General features: G+C 62.1%; 9 protein-coding genes. 5 read left to right on the top strand and 4 right to left on the bottom strand.

The features are described 5' to 3' along the window. Positions 1-11: 11 nt before the first annotated feature. From LJY25_RS06050 to LJY25_RS06030, 5 genes are all read left to right on the top strand, one after another. A complete protein-coding gene (locus LJY25_RS06050) occupies positions 12-2786 on the top strand; it encodes a carboxypeptidase-like regulatory domain-containing protein (RefSeq protein WP_227607343.1) in 2775 nt (924 codons plus the stop codon). Further along, the gene (locus tag LJY25_RS06045; protein ID WP_227607342.1) at positions 2787-3944 is read left to right on the top strand and encodes a DUF4249 domain-containing protein; all 1158 of its coding nucleotides are present in this window, start codon (positions 2787-2789) and stop codon (positions 3942-3944) included. A 13-nt stretch (positions 3945-3957) separates the two neighbouring features. Continuing rightward, a complete protein-coding gene (locus tag LJY25_RS06040) occupies positions 3958-6360 on the top strand; it encodes an MG2 domain-containing protein (protein WP_227607341.1) in 2403 nt (800 codons plus the stop codon). Positions 6361-6451: 91 nt separating this feature from the next. Next, positions 6452-9328 carry a DNA polymerase I gene (gene polA / locus LJY25_RS06035; RefSeq protein WP_227607340.1) on the top strand — a complete coding sequence of 959 codons (2877 nt, stop codon included), beginning with the start codon at positions 6452-6454 and terminating at the stop codon, positions 9326-9328. A gap of 76 nt (positions 9329-9404) precedes the next feature. Further along, positions 9405-10370 carry a YpdA family putative bacillithiol disulfide reductase gene (locus LJY25_RS06030; protein WP_227607339.1) on the top strand — a complete coding sequence of 322 codons (966 nt, stop codon included), beginning with the start codon at positions 9405-9407 and terminating at the stop codon, positions 10368-10370. A gap of 69 nt (positions 10371-10439) precedes the next feature. On the opposite strand, the gene LJY25_RS06025 is transcribed toward LJY25_RS06030, so the two are convergent. The 4 genes from LJY25_RS06025 to LJY25_RS06010 all read right to left on the bottom strand — a co-directional run bounded on the left by LJY25_RS06025 (position 10440) and on the right by LJY25_RS06010 (position 14867). Next, positions 10440-10904, bottom strand: a complete 465-nt coding sequence (locus LJY25_RS06025; RefSeq protein WP_227607338.1) for a hypothetical protein — start codon at positions 10902-10904, stop codon at positions 10440-10442. A gap of 224 nt (positions 10905-11128) precedes the next feature. Then, entirely contained in the window at positions 11129-12568 is a 1440-nt protein-coding gene (locus LJY25_RS06020; protein WP_227607337.1) for an SGNH/GDSL hydrolase family protein, read from the bottom strand. Between the two features lie 22 nt (positions 12569-12590). Further along, positions 12591-13877, bottom strand: a complete 1287-nt coding sequence (locus tag LJY25_RS06015; RefSeq protein WP_227607336.1) for an OmpP1/FadL family transporter — start codon at positions 13875-13877, stop codon at positions 12591-12593. Between the two features lie 159 nt (positions 13878-14036). Continuing rightward, on the bottom strand, positions 14037-14867 hold the full coding sequence (locus LJY25_RS06010; protein ID WP_227607335.1) for a cyanophycinase: 831 nt from the start codon (positions 14865-14867) through the stop codon (positions 14037-14039). Positions 14868-14933: the final 66 nt, after the last annotated feature.

Here is a 14933-nt window from a genome sequence, read left to right as displayed (position 1 = left end):
CCGACCCATTAATGAAGCATGCGTACCTTTTACTTATTGGCGTGATCTTACTCCTGAGCGGGAGGCCGGTTTACGGGCAGCAGCCGGCTGAGAAGCTGGTCAGCGGCACCTTTACCCGCGCGCCGTTCGAGCAGTTTGCCAGTCAGATTGAGGCCCAGGCGCCCGTCCGGTTCTTTTTCGACCCGACTGTCGTGGACAGTCTGCTTATCACCCTGCAGGTGCAGAATCAGCCGGTGCGGGCAGTGGTGGAGCAAGCCCTGCAGAACACCGGCTTTCATTTTGTCGCGGATGAGGAAAACCGGGTGTTCGTCTTTACCGGCGACATGCCCCAGACCGACCTGTCCAGCCTGTTCTTTCAGCCGGCCCCGGCCAGTTCTGCCGCCACGGCCCGACCCGACGACCCCACCCTGGAGCAGAGCCCGGACCGGCCCCGCGAGGTAAGCGCCTCGGAGTATAAGGTCCATGAAATCGGCGCGGCGGGCTCCAGTAAGGGCAAAGCCACCCTGGCCGGACACGTCCGGCAGCAGAAAACCGGGGAGCCGGTCATCGGCGCGGCCGTGTACATCGAGTCGCCCAACATCGGGACCAGCACCGACCAGTTCGGCTCCTACTCGCTCACGCTGCCGGTGGGCCGCTACGACCTGAAGGTTCGGGGCGTGGGCATCAAGAACACCAAGCGCCAGGTGGTCGTGCGGGCCGACGGCAAGCTGGAAATCGAGGTGGAGGAGGACATCATCCCGCTCCGCGAAGTCGTGATTGAGGCGGAGAAGGACCGGAACGTGTCGGGCATGCAGATGGGACTGGAAAAGCTCGACATCAAAACCATGCGGCAGGTGCCTACGGCCTTCGGCGAGACCGACATCCTGCGGGTGGTGCTGACCTTGCCCGGCGTGAAAAGCGTGGGTGAGGGCAGCACGGGCCTGAACGTGCGCGGCGGGGCCACCGACCAGAACCTGATCTTGTTTAACGACGCCATCATCTACAACCCGTCCCACCTGTTTGGCTTTTTCTCGGCCTTCAACCCCGACATCCTACAGGGCGTGGAGCTCTATAAAAGCGCCATTCCGGCCAAGTACGGCGGGCGGCTGTCGTCGGTGCTCGACATCACCACCCGGGAAGGCAACAAGAAGAAGTTTGCCGGCTCCGGCGGCATTGGTCCGCTGACCAGCCGCCTGACCCTGGAAGGCCCGATTCTGAAGGACCGCAGCGCCTTTTTCATCAGTGGGCGCAGCAGCTACTCCGACTGGATTCTGCACCGCCTGTCGAGCCCCGGCCTCAAGCAAAGCTCGGCCATGTTCTACGACCTGACGGCCCACGCCAGCCACGAGGTAAACGAGAAGAACACCGTGTACGCCACCGGCTACATGAGCTCCGACCGGTTCCGGCTGGCCGGCGACACGGCGTACCACTACCTCAACCAGAACGCCAGCGTGAAGTGGCGCCACAACGTCAACAACCAGCTTTACGGCGTGCTGACCGGTACCTACAGCCACTACGAGTACGACGTTACCAACTCGCGCAACGAAGTCAACGCCTCCCAGCTGAAGTACAGCATCGACCAGCCCGCCCTGCGCGCCGACTTCAGCTACTTCCCCAGCGCCAAGCACACCATCGATGCCGGGGTCAGCACCCAGTTCTACAACATTTCTCCGGGCAGCCTGCGCCCCGTCGGCGGGGCCTCCCTGGTAAAGCCGGACCTGCTGGACCGGGAACGGGCGCTGGAAAGCGCTATCTACGCTTCCGATAAGATTGACATCAGCCCCCGGCTGTCGGTGTCGGTAGGGCTGCGCTACTCCTTCTACCAGGCCCTGGGCCCCCGGGAGGTGTACCGCTACGCCCCGGGCGAGTCGCGCACCGAAGGCTCCATCACCGACACCGTCCGTTACCAGCGGGGCAAGGTGCTGGCTTCCTACCACGGCCCCGAGTACCGGGCCTCGGCACGCTACTCACTCACGGAGAACTCGTCGGTGAAAGTCAGCTACAACCGCACCCGGCAGTACATTCACCAGCTGTCCAACACCGCCTCAGTTTCGCCGGTCGACATCTGGAAGCTGAGCGACTCGCACATCCGCCCCCAGGTGGGCGACCAAACCTCCATCGGCTACTACCGCAACTTCAAGTCGAACACCATCGAGGGCTCGGTGGAGGCGTACTACAAGTCTTCCCGCGACTTTGTCGACTACAAGAGCGGGGCGTCGCTGCTGCTCAACCACCACATCGAAACCGACGTCATCAACGCGCTGGGCCAGTCGTACGGGGTCGAGGTGATGGTGAAGAAGCTGACCGGCAAGCTTAACGGCTGGGTTAGCTACACTTACTCCCGGTCCCTGGTGCGCGTCAACGCGGCTACGACGTCGGACATGATCAACGGGGGCAGCTACTACCCCAGCAACTTCGACAAGCCCCACGATGTGACGGTGGTGGGCAACTACCGCTTCAGCCGCCGCTTCAGCACGTCCACCAACTTCACTTACAGCACCGGCCGGCCCATCACCCTGCCCCTGGCGAAATATTACGTGGGCAACTCGATGCGCGTGCTGTACTCCGACCGCAACGCCTACCGGGTGCCCGACTACCTGCGCCTCGACGTGGGCGTGAACATCGAAGGCAACCACAAAATCAAAAAGCTGGCCCATAGCTCCTGGACGGTGGGCGTGTATAACCTGACGGGGCGCCGGAATCCTTACTCGATCTATTTCAAGTCGGAAAACGGCCAGATCAAGGGCTACAAGCTGTCCATCTTCGGGCAGCCGATTCCGTCTATCACCTACAACTTCAAATTCTAGATGCGCGCATTCCTTATTTCCCGCCGATTGGCGCTGCTCGGGTGGCTGGCCCTGCTGCTGCCCGGCTGCATCGACCCCTACATGCCCGACGTCATCAGCGGCCCCAGCAGCTACCTGGTCGTCGAAGGCTTTATCAACGCCAAGGGCGTGACGAACATCACGCTGACCCGCACGCAGGCGGTGGCCGCGAAAGCGGCTGTCCCGGCTGAAACGCGGGCGGCCGTCTATATCGAGCAGGAAGGCGGCGCCAACCGCTACCTGCTGCGCGAGGGCGCCGTGCGGGGCACTTACCAGTCGGACCTGCTGGCACTGACCGCGGGAGCCAGGTACCGCCTCTACCTGAAAACGCTGGCCGGGGCCGAATACGCTTCGGAGTTTGTGCCGGCCAAAATCACCCCGCCCATCGATACCCTGCTCTGGGAAGCCGCCGGCAGCGGCCTGACGGTGTACGTGAACAGCCATGACGACACCAACACCAGCCAGTACTACCGCTGGGAGTACGACGAAACCTGGGAGTACACCTCCGCCTACGCCCCTTCCCTGGAGTACGCGGGCGGGCGCATCCGGCCCATCACCATCCCCTACCCCTCGGTGTGCTGGCGCAGTGCCCGCACCACCTCCATCGACATCAGCAAAACTACCGGCCTGAGCCGGGACGTGGTCTATAAGTTTCCGGTCCGCAAGCTGTCCCCTTCCTCCGACCGCCTGCAGCGCCGCTACAGCATCCTGGTGCAGCAATCGGCCCTGACCCGCACCGAGTACGAATACTGGGAGCTGCTCAAGAAAAACACCGAAAGCATCGGCACCCTGTTTGACCCCCAGCCGTCCCAGCTCACGGGCAACGTACGCTGCCTGACCAACCCTTCCGAGCTGGCTTTGGGCTACGTGGGCGTGCATTCCCGGGAAGTAAAGCGGCTGTTCGTCGACCGGAATGATCTGCCCCGCACCTGGATTACCACGACCGGCTACGAGGGGTGCTTTCCGCCGGATACGGCCAAGATCGGCTTTCTCGACCTGTACTTTGGCCGGGGCCTGCTGCTGCCCATCAGCGAAGCGTATGACGAGCGGGGCCGGTTCGCCGGCTACCTGGCTTCCACTCCCGACTGCATCGACTGCCGCAAGCGCGGCACCGCCATCAAGCCCAGCTTCTGGCCTTAACTGACCCTTGAACGTGCTACATAACAAGGCTGCCCGGCTTCACCGCGTCCTGCTCTTCCTTTTGCTCGGCCTGGGTGTCAGCGGCCCCGCCGCTGCCCAGCTCGACTCGCTCGGGGGGCTGACCTCCAAGGTGCTCCGCCACGGCCGGGCGCCTCAGGAAAAGCTGTTCCTTCACCTCGACCGGCCCCTGTACCTGAGCGGAGAAACGCTGTGGCTGAAGGTATACGCCGTGGATGCCACCTCTTCCCGCCCCCTGGCTTTGAGCAGCGTGGCCTACGTGGAAGTGCTCGACCGAACCCGCCGGCCGGTGCTGCAGGGCAAGGTCGCGCTGAAAGACGCCACCGGCCAGGGCTCTTTTGTGCTGCCCGCCGACCTGCCCGCGGGCACCTATACCGTGCGGGCCTACACCAGCTGGATGCAGAACTTCGCACCCGAAACCTTCTTCCACGGTTCCATAATAGTGGTGAATACCACAGTAGCTTCGGGTGTGGCCGCGGGCAAGGACTCGGCCCGCTTCGACGTGCAGTTTTTCCCCGAAGGAGGGAATCTGGTAGCCGGGCTGCGCAGCAAAGTGGCATTTAAGGTAACTGCTCCTACCGGCAAGGGTGCCCCCGCCGAAGGAAAGGTTCTGGACGCGCGGGGCCGCACCGTCGCCACCTTTAAAACCCTGCGCCTGGGCATGGGCTCGTTTGCGCTGACCCCGGGAGCCGGGCAGGGCCCCTATACGGCCGTGCTGACGTTGGGTAAAGACAAGCCGGCCACCTACCCGATGCCGCCGGTGTACGAGCAGGGCTACGTGCTCCGCCTCGAAGACACCCCCCCCGGCCAGCTTACGGTAACGGTAGACGCCACCTCCGTTCGGGTTGAGAGCATCTTCCTGCTGGCACACTCGGGGCAGAAGGTAGCCTTTGCCTCCCAGGCCCCGCTGGTGAACGGGCACGCGGTGTTTATCGTGGACAAAGCCCGGCTGCTCGACGGTATCTCGCACTTTACCCTCTTTAACGCCGAGCAGAAGCCTTTGTGTGAGCGGCTTTACTTCCAGCGTCCCCGGCAGCAGCTCAGCATCTCGGCCCGGGCCGACCAGGCCCAGTACCCCACCCGCGGCAAGGTAACCGTGGACCTGGCTACGGCCAGCCAGCAAATTCCGCTGGCGGCCGGCCTGTCGATGGCCGTGTACCGCCTCGACTCGCTTAACGCCGCGCCGCCCGTCTCTATCGACCAGTACCTGGGGCTGACATCAGACCTGAAAGGCACGATTGAAAACCCAGGGTACTACTTTTCGGCTACCGGCCCCGAGGCGGCCGAAGCGGCCGACAACCTGATGCTGACCCAGGGCTGGAGCCGGTTCCGGTGGGAAGATGTGCTGGGCCCGCCCACGCCCCTGGCCTACCTGCCCGAGCCCAACGGGCTGGTCGTGCGGGGCCGTCTCACCCAGGCCGGCTCGGACCTGCCCCGGGCGGGCGTCACGACCTTTCTCTCGACGCCGAGCCGCCTTATCCGGCTCAACAACTCCGTAAGCCGGGCCGATGGCCTCGTTCAGTTTGAGATGAACAACTTCTACAGCCTGCGCCGGATTGTCGTGCAGACCGACCCGGGCCAGGACAGCACCTGCCGCATCACCATCTTCGACCCGTACTCCACCCGGTTTTCGTCCGTGCCGGCCCCGGCTTTCCGCCTGAACCCGCGCTTTCAGGCCGACTACGCCCGCCGCCACCTCCAGACCCAGGTGCAGCGCCTCTACGACGGGCCGGCCCGTAACCGCTTCGTGCGCCTGCCGGCCGACAGCCTGGCGTTCTACGGTCAGCCCGACGAAACCTACTTCCTGGACAAGTTCACCCGCTTTCAGGTGCTGGAAGAGGTTTTGCGCGAGTACGTGCCCGGCGTCGTGGTGCGCCTCCGCAAAGACGGCTTTCACTTCCTGGTAGTGGATAACCTGCACAAGACCGTGTTCGAGGACAACCCAATGACGCTGCTCGACGGGGTGCCGGTGTTCAACCTCAACAAGCTGATGGCCCTGAGCCCGCTCCGGCTCCAGAAGCTCGAGGTGATCAGCCGCACCTACGTGCACGGCCGGGCGCTTTACAAGGGCGTGGTCAGCTTCACGACCTACAAAGGCGACCTGGCGGGCTTTCAGCTCGACCCGCGCGTGCTGGTGCAGCAGTACGAGGGCCTGCAGCGCCAGCGTGAGTTCTACGCTCCCCGCTACGACACGCCCCAGGAAAAGCAAAGCCGCCTGCCCGACCTGCGCAATCTGCTGTACTGGAACCCGGCTATTACGACGTCGACAACCCCGCAGAAAGTCGAGTTCTATACCGGCGACCAGGCCGGGCGCTACGTCGTGGTGGTGCAGGGCCTGTCGGCCACCGGCCTGCCCGGCAGCACCAGCTTTACGGTGGAGGTGAAGGCAGCTTTGTAGCCGGCCGAAACAATTGGAGGGCTTCGGTGGTGTTGGCTGACCGGAAGGACTGCCATACCCTTGCACGGCCCGCTTACGTACTTTCGCATCTATGACTGCCGAATCCGCCGCTCCCGCCAAAAAGCTTTTCTTGCTCGACGCTTTTGCCCTGATCTACCGCGCCCACTTTGCCTTCAGCAAAAACCCGCGTATCAACTCCAAAGGCATGAACACCGGGGCTATCCTGGGCTTCACCAACACGCTGGTGGAGGTGCTGCAAAAGGAAAAGCCCACCCATATCGGCGTAGCCTTCGACGGGCCCAAGAAAACCTTCCGCCACGAGCAGTACGCCGACTATAAGGCCCAGCGCCAGGCGATGCCCGAGGACATCGGCACCGCCATTCCCTACATCAAGAAGATTATCGAGGCCTTCGACATTCCCATCCTGATTCTGGAGGGCTACGAGGCCGACGACGTCATTGGCACCCTCGCCAAGCGGGCCGCCGAGCACGGCTTCGACGAGGTGTACATGATGACGCCCGACAAGGACTACTGCCAGCTGGTCACGGACAAGATCAAGATCTACCGGCCGGCCTTTATGGGCAACGCCGCCGAAATCCTGGACCTCGACCATGTGCTCAAGCGGTTTGAGATTGAGCGGGTGGAGCAGGTAACCGACATCCTGGGCTTGCAGGGCGACGCCTCCGACAACATTCCCGGCATTCCCGGCATCGGGGAGAAAACGGCCAAGACGCTCATTCAGAAGTACGGCTCGGTAGAAAACCTCATTGCCCACGTGGACGAGCTGAAGGGCAAGCAGCAGGAAAACGTGCGCAACTTCGCCGAGCAGGGTTTGCTGAGCAAGGAGCTGGCGACCATCCACGTAAACGTGCCCCTGCCCTTCGAGCCGGAAAACCTGTGCTGCACCAGTCCCGACGAAGCCCGCCTCACCCAGCTGTTTGACGAGTTGGAGTTCCGGCAGCTCGCCGCCCGGGTGCTCGGGGGCGGCTCCAAGCCCCGAACCGCCGCGCCCATCAGCCCGGCCAAGGGCCGCAAGAGCAGCGTGCCCACCGGCGCCGGGCACCAGGCTTCCCTGTTTGCCCAACCCACCGGTATCACCATCGAGCGGGAAGACGAGGAAGAAGACCCTACCGCTCTCACCGGCCACCGCCGCACCCTGGCCGACGTGCCCCACCAGTACCACTTGGTGGACACGCCCGCGCTGCGCCGCTCCCTACTGGAGTTTCTGCTGCGCCAGAAGGAAGTCAGCTTCGACACCGAAACCACCGGCCTCGACACCATGACGGCCCGTCTCGTGGGCCTGAGCTTCTGCTGGCTGCCCGGCGAGGCGTACTACGTACCCGTGCCGCACGACGACCAAGCCGCGGCGCAGGCCCTGGTGGATGAATTCCGGCCCTTCCTGGAAAACCCCGATATCGTGAAGGTGGGCCAGAACATCAAGTACGACCTGACCATCCTGAAGCACTACGGCATCACGGTGCGCGGGCCGCTGTTCGACACCATGCTGGCCCACTACCTGCTGGAGCCCGACATGCGCCACAACATGGACATCCTGGCCGCCACCTATCTGCACTACGACCCGGTTTCCATCATCGACCTGATCGGTCCAAAGGGCAAAAAGCAGAAAACCATGGCCGACCTGCCCCCGGCGGAAGTATCGGACTACGCCTGCGAGGATGCCGACGTGACGCTGCAGCTCAAGCACGTGTTCGAGCCCAAGCTCCGTGACCTGGGCTTGCTGAAGCTGCTGAACGAAGTGGAAAACCCGCTCGTCCCGGTGCTGGCCGATGTGGAGTACGAAGGCGTCCGCATCGACTCGGGCGCGATGAACGAGTACTCGGCCCAGCTTCAGGGCTACATCACCGAAATCGAGCAACAGATCTTTTCCGCCGCCGGGCAGGAGTTCAACATCGGCTCTCCCAAGCAGCTCGGGGAGGTTTTGTTTGACAAGCTTCAACTGGGCGGGGGCAAGATCAAAAAGACGAAAACCGGGCAGTACGCTACCGGCGAGGAGGTGCTGAGCGTGCTGGCCCCCGAAAACCCCATTGCCGCTTTGATCCTGGAACACCGCCAGCTTACCAAGCTACGCTCCACTTACGTGGAAGCCCTGCCCCAGCTGGTGTGCGAAATGGACGGGCGGGTGCACACGTCCTTCAACCAGGCCGTAACGGCTACCGGCCGCCTGAGCAGCACCAACCCCAACCTGCAGAACATTCCGATTCGCACCGAGAAGGGCCGGGAAATCCGCAAGGCCTTCGTGCCCCGCGACGCCGACCACATCCTGGTAGCCGCCGACTACTCCCAGATCGAGCTGCGCATCATGGCTGACTTCTCCAAGGACAAGACCATGATTGAGGCCTTCCGCCAGGGCATCGACATCCACACCAGCACGGCCAGCAAGGTGTTTAAAGTGCCGCTGAGCGAGGTCGACGGCGAGATGCGCCGCAAGGCCAAGATGGTCAACTTCGGCATCATCTACGGCATCTCGGCCTTCGGACTGGCCCAGCGCCTGGGTGTGGGCCGCAAGGAAGCCGTGGACATCATCGACGCCTACTTCCAAGAGTTTCCGGCCGTGAAGACCTTCATGGACGCCAGCATCAACAAAGCCCGGGAGCTGGAGTACGCCGAAACCCTGCTCGGCCGCCGCCGCTACCTGCGCGATATCAACTCCCGCAACGCCACGCTGCGGGGCTTTACCGAGCGCAACGCCATCAACGCCCCCATCCAGGGCACGGCCGCCGACATCATCAAAATTGCGATGATCCGGATTCACGACTGGCTGGAAAAGGAAAAGCTCGGTACCCGCATGATCTTGCAGGTGCACGACGAACTTGTGTTTGATGCGCCCAAGGCGGAAGTCGACTACGTCATTCCCCATATCAAGGAGCTGATGATTGGCGCTCTGCCCCTGAGCGTACCGATGGAAGTGGAGGTGGGCACCGGCCAGAACTGGCTGCAGGCCCACTAGAGCCCCCTTCTGCCTTTTTTCGGAAACCTGCCAGCCTCCGCCCGGTTTAAGCAGGCGGCACCAGACCGCGTAGTTCGTGAAGCAAGCAGATTTCTTTGATGCCGTTATCGTGGGGGCCGGACCGGTGGGCTTGGCCTGCGCCATCGAGATTCAGCGCCGGGGCCTCTCGGTGGCCGTGGTCGACAAGGGCACGCTCGTCAACTCCCTGGTGGGCTACCCCACCAACATGGAGTTCTTCTCCACGCCTGAGCTGCTTGAAATCGGGGGCTACCCCTTCCCCACGGCCCACTACAAGCCCCTGCGCGAAGACGCCCTCGACTACTACCGCCGGGTGGCCGTGAGCGAAAAGCTGACGCTGCGCCTCTACGAGCGGGTGATAAGTCTGGAAGGAGAGCCCGGCGCCTACGAGCTGCTTACTGAAAAGGGTTACCTCCAGGCCCGCTACGTGGTGGTGGCAACCGGCTTTTTCGACGTTCCGAACCGGCTCGGCGTGCCCGGCGAGGACCTGCCCCACGTGAGCTTCTACTACAAGGAGCCCTACCCGCACATGGGCCAGCCGGTCGTGGTTATCGGGGCCAAGAACTCGGCCGCCAAAGCGGCCCTGCAGCTGGTGCGGGCCGGAGCCCAGGTCACCCTGGTCGTGCGCGGAGGGGCCGTTTCCGAATCCGTCAAGTACTGGATCCGGCCCGACCTGCTCAACCGTATTGCCGAGGGGCGCATCACCGCCCTGTTCAACACGACTATCCAGCGCATCACCCCGGAATACGTGGACGTGCTAACGCCGGAAGGGCCGCTTGCCGTGCCCGCGCACTTCGTGTATGCCCTCACCGGCTACCATCCCGACTATTCCCTGCTCACGGCCCTGGGCATCAGCTGCCGAGCCGACTCCGCCCGCACGCCCTGGCACGACGAGGAAACGTTCGAAACCAACCGCCCCGGCGTGTTTCTGGCCGGCACCGTGTGCGGGGGGCTGAACACCAGCCGCTGGTTTATTGAGAATGGCCGCCACCACGCGGCTGTTATTGCCGCGCAGCTGAGGTAAGCTTCCTGGAAAACGAAACAGGGCTGCCCCACCAGCGTGGAGCAGCCCTGCCGATGGCTCTGAATCAGCTTAGAAAGAGGCGTAGGTTATGTTGTCGACGTAGGTGGTAGTGCCGAAAACCTCTGTGGCGCGCAGCTTCAGGGTTGATTCCGACAATTCTACCAGATCGTAGGTGATGGCCGAGGAGCTGCCGGGCTCCGACAGCAACAGCTTGGCTTCGTTGGCCGTGAAATCCCAGTTGCCCGTCTCGGACTGCGGATCAGTGGTTGAGCACTTGGTAGTGCCTTCATCGAAAATCACCCGCTTGTCCGTGTTAAACTTCGTGAAGTTGTCTTTGCTGCACGCGCCGGCAGAAGCATAAAGATCCTGCGTGGTTGTGTTGCTTCCGGTGGTCGTTGTGATTGTGAAAGCCGTCATACGCCAGCTTTTGGCGGTAATCAGCTCAGTCTTGGTTTTCGGATCATCTTCCTTGCTACAGGCCGTGAAAGACGCGGCCACTGCCAGCAGACCAAAAATCAAATTAAAACGCTTCATAATTGGGTTGGTAAAAAGGTGAATAATACTGCAAAAGAAGAGTAGTGAAAACCACCGCCTGAGCAAGGTACTGCTACCAATACCCGATGAGGCAGCGTCAAAAATAGGAAATATTTTCATGAAATCATCATAAACCCAACGCCCTGAATCCTTGATTTAGCTGAAAAGAAAAAAGCGCCTCCCCGATTTGGGAAGGCGCTTTTAAAAAGTCCGGGCGAGGCTGCTTACGGAAAGCGGACGCCGCGGTAGTTGTTGGCGTTTACCGGCTGTATGGTCGAGCCATACTTGGCGTTGATCACCTTAATCATCTCGTTGGCGATGATTGCATAGCCGCGGGGCGTGGGGTGCACGCCGTCGAGCGAGAAAATGTTGCCCGTAATAAACGAGGTCGAGTTAACCACGGCGTCGGTGGCGTAGCGGTTCTGCACCACGCTGCTGAAGAAGCCGTTGGCATCGAACAGAGCCAGGTTTTTCGCCGCAGCCTGGGTCCGCAGGGTGTTGTTGTACGAGGTCAGGGCCGTCGTGATGTTGCCTTGCTCTACATCATCCAGCACGAAGGCACTGGGGAAAGGGTTTTGGGGAGTAACCCCGAAGGCAGCCGTGGTGTCTACCCCGTAGGCGTTTAGCAGGGCCGCCAGGCCGGCTGGTCCGGAGCCGCCGCCAGCGCGGTATAAGTCGCGCCAGGGCTTGCCCGTAGGTGCTCCGATAAAGCCAACGGATCCGGCGCCGGTCAGCGTAAACAGCTGACGCCCGCCGCTGGCATCCCGGATATCAGCGGTAGGAACCACCTTACGGTTGGCAGTGGCGGGGCCGCCGGGGGCTGCGCCGGTCATCACCACCAGGCCCGCTACGCTCCGGCTCAGCAGCGTAGCCTTCAGGCGGGGGCCCACCGTGGTAAAGAAGGGAATCCCGGTTACGTCCGGAATCGTGGCAATCACACCTTTCGCACCGTTGGCAGTCAGCGCGTTGATGATGCGGTTGGACTTTAGACGGAAGGTGTCGACGTTCGTGGTGGTAGTGGACGAGGCGCCACCGGCGGTAGCGTAGCCCAGCACGTCGTTGTTGCCCAGCCAGGAGGTGAAGAAGGTTGCATTTGCTGCTTCGCGCTTCACCCGCTGAAAATAGGTTTCAAACGGAGCCGTGGGAGTGGTATTCGGCGTGATGCGCTCGAAGTACGGGTTGCCCAGCGTGCTACCGTAGCCGGCCGTCTGCACATCCGACATCCGAATGCCGGGAACCCCCAGGTTGTTGATCGGCTGCTCAAACCGCACGTACGGGGCCGAGCCCGGGGCGCCCGGGTTACGGCCGGCATTACCGGGCACCTGGGCCGTAACGGGTGAGCCATTAGCGTCGAAGCCAGTCAGGCGTAGGTAGCCCGAGCCGTTGGAGTTGGCATCCGGAAACAAAGGCTGCACGAAGTCGCCGCCGCCGGCTGCTTTGAACTGCTGGGCCAGGATGCTGGGATAGGAATTCTGCTGGCCCTCGAGGTAGAGGCCATTATCGGAGAAGCCTGCCGTGAGCGAGTTGCCCACCGCGATGTAGCGGCTGAAGTCGGCAGTGCCTCTGGTGGCGGCTTCCGGGGCTTCCAGGTCGGGCTGGCAGCCGGTGAGAATCAGGCCTAAAACAGCAAGCCCAGGCAGTGTTTTATGAATTAGTGAGTGCATGACGCAGGGAGCTAGGCAGTGATTAGAAGTTGTAAGTGAATCCCAGACCCGGCGTAACTACCCGGGTTTTGTACGTGCCGGCAACGCGGTCCGTAGTGCCGGAATTGATCAGGTCGTCCTGAGTTTGAGTGCGCTTGGCAACGTCGATGAACTGCACCGAGGCGTCAACGCCAAAGTTTTCCCCAATCTTGTAGGTGATACCGGTCGAAATGCCCACCCGGTCCGCGTCGGGCGTTTCGGGAGTCACAAAGCTGTCTTTCACAGGCGAGAAGTCGTACGAAGTACCCAGGCGCACCGTCAGGCCTTCGGTAACCTGGTACTGGCCGCCGAGGCGGAAGGTGAGGGCATCCTGGTACTCCCGACGGGAGCTGCTGGTGGTAGAGCCGCCTACCAGACCGGCATTGGGGCCGCCACCGTTGTTGCCGGCGAAGGTGAAGTCCAGCGACTTGTAGGAGCTCCACTCTACGAAGTTGACATCGAAGCCGATGGTTACCTTCTCGGTGGGCATCAGACCCACGCCCACGCTGGTTGTAGCGGGCAGGGGCAGCGTTACGTCGAACTGATTGGCGGTGAAGTTAGCGCCCACCGAAGCCGGCAGGTTGGTAAACTTCACGTCGCCGCCCTCAACCGTAGCATCCACGCGGGAACGGTAGCTGACGCCGATGCTCAGCTTGTCGGAAGGCTTGAAGAACACGCCGGCGTTGAAGCCCAGCTTGTTTTTGGCTTTGCCATCCAGCTCCAGGTGACCCGGCTGACCCGACTGGCCCGTAATCGGAATATCCTTCTGCAGGTTTACGGAGCCGTAGGCCAGCACGACCAGACCGGCACCAACGCTGAGCTGGTCGGTAATGGCGTAGCTAACCGTCGGCTGCACGAAAATCGACTTCAGGTCAATGTCGGTAAGCGAGTAGCGGCCTTCCCAGCCATTGGCGTACTGCAGCTTGCTGCCAAACGGCGTGTACACGGCAATACCCGCCCGGAACTTGCCCTCGCTCGGACCAAAGCTGCCATACAGGCTGAAAGGCGTTACGGTCGAGTTGCGCAGCTCGCGCTGCTCGGTGCCGGACTGCGCCCGGAAGGCGCTGCGGGCAAACGTGGCATTGGCTCCGATCTGCACCCCATTCTGCCGCACCATCGCCAGCGCGCCGGGATTGTAGAACATGGCAGCCTGGTCCAGCGAAAGACCAACACCTACGCCGCCCATGCCGTTGTTTTTCTGGCCGGCCAGCGTTACCTGAAAGCCCCCGGCCCAGGCCGACGTACCCGTCAGCAATGCCCCTCCCGCAAGGAGTAGATGTTTTAGATTCATAATAGAAGTGAGTAGAAAGTTGAGTGGGTACTTACTTGGCTCTAAATGTAGCAGAAAAACAAATAAAGTAGTCGGCTAGCCTACTACTTTAAACTACCGGGGCAATATGCCGCTTTTCAGCATGTATCCGGAACCCGTAGCGCGCTGGCCGGCCTTCTTTTACCGGGTTACTGCCTCCTCGGCCGGCTCCACTACCCGGCGGGTTCGCAGATCAAGGCGCTGCCCGCTCACGAGCAGCCCTACCTGAAAGCCATACCCCGATATGGGCTGACCGCGCTGCAGCCGGGGAAGGCTGTTGCCTTCCAGCTTTTTGCCGTCTACGACTACCATCACGCCGTCGCCGAACACTTCCACTTCCTGCCCGCCCCGGATGATGATGCCGGTTTCCTCCGACAAGCCCAGCCCAAGGTATTTGGGATGAACCAGAATGGCGTGCGCCAGCCGCCCAAACCGGCCCCGCTCCACAAAGTGCTGATCGATGAGCAGGTTGGGAAGCAGCCCTAGGCCCCGGCACACCATGATTCCCCCTTTGCGCAGGGAGCGCCAGCCGTAGCCAGACACCAGCATGTGGTCGGGCATGACGGCTGCGCCGGCGCTGGTACCAGCCACGATAAAGCCGGCATCGGTCTGGTAGCGGCGGCGCAGCACTTTTACGAACTCCGTGCCTTTCAGAAAGTCGGTAATCATCTCCTGGTCGCCGCCGGTGAAGAACACCAGGCTGGCTTCCTCCAGCCGGCGCAGGGAGCCTGGCTTATCCGCCGAATGGCGCTCATCAATCTTGAGGTGGTGCACGTTGGCGCAGCCCAGCTTGCGCAAAGCCCGGGCGTAGTTGTTGGCCGTGGTAGTAGCGTCGCTGGCGGCCATGGCCAGCACTTCGACCGGAGACTCCGGACTGGGCAGCATGGTGCTCAGCAACGCCAGCATGGCATCATCGTCGCCGCCGCCAAGGGCAACAAGGGTTCCGAGCGGTAGGGCGGATGACTTTGGCATAAAAACGCAGCAGGCTTGTAAATAAGGTTGATAGCCCGCCTAAAAGTAGGCGGATAGCCGAAATCC

This window comes from Hymenobacter translucens (genome assembly GCF_020685205.1).
Classification (GTDB): domain Bacteria; phylum Bacteroidota; class Bacteroidia; order Cytophagales; family Hymenobacteraceae; genus Hymenobacter; species Hymenobacter translucens.
Note: the sequence above shows the minus strand (reverse complement) of the source record. Positions and strands in the feature narration are given on the sequence as shown.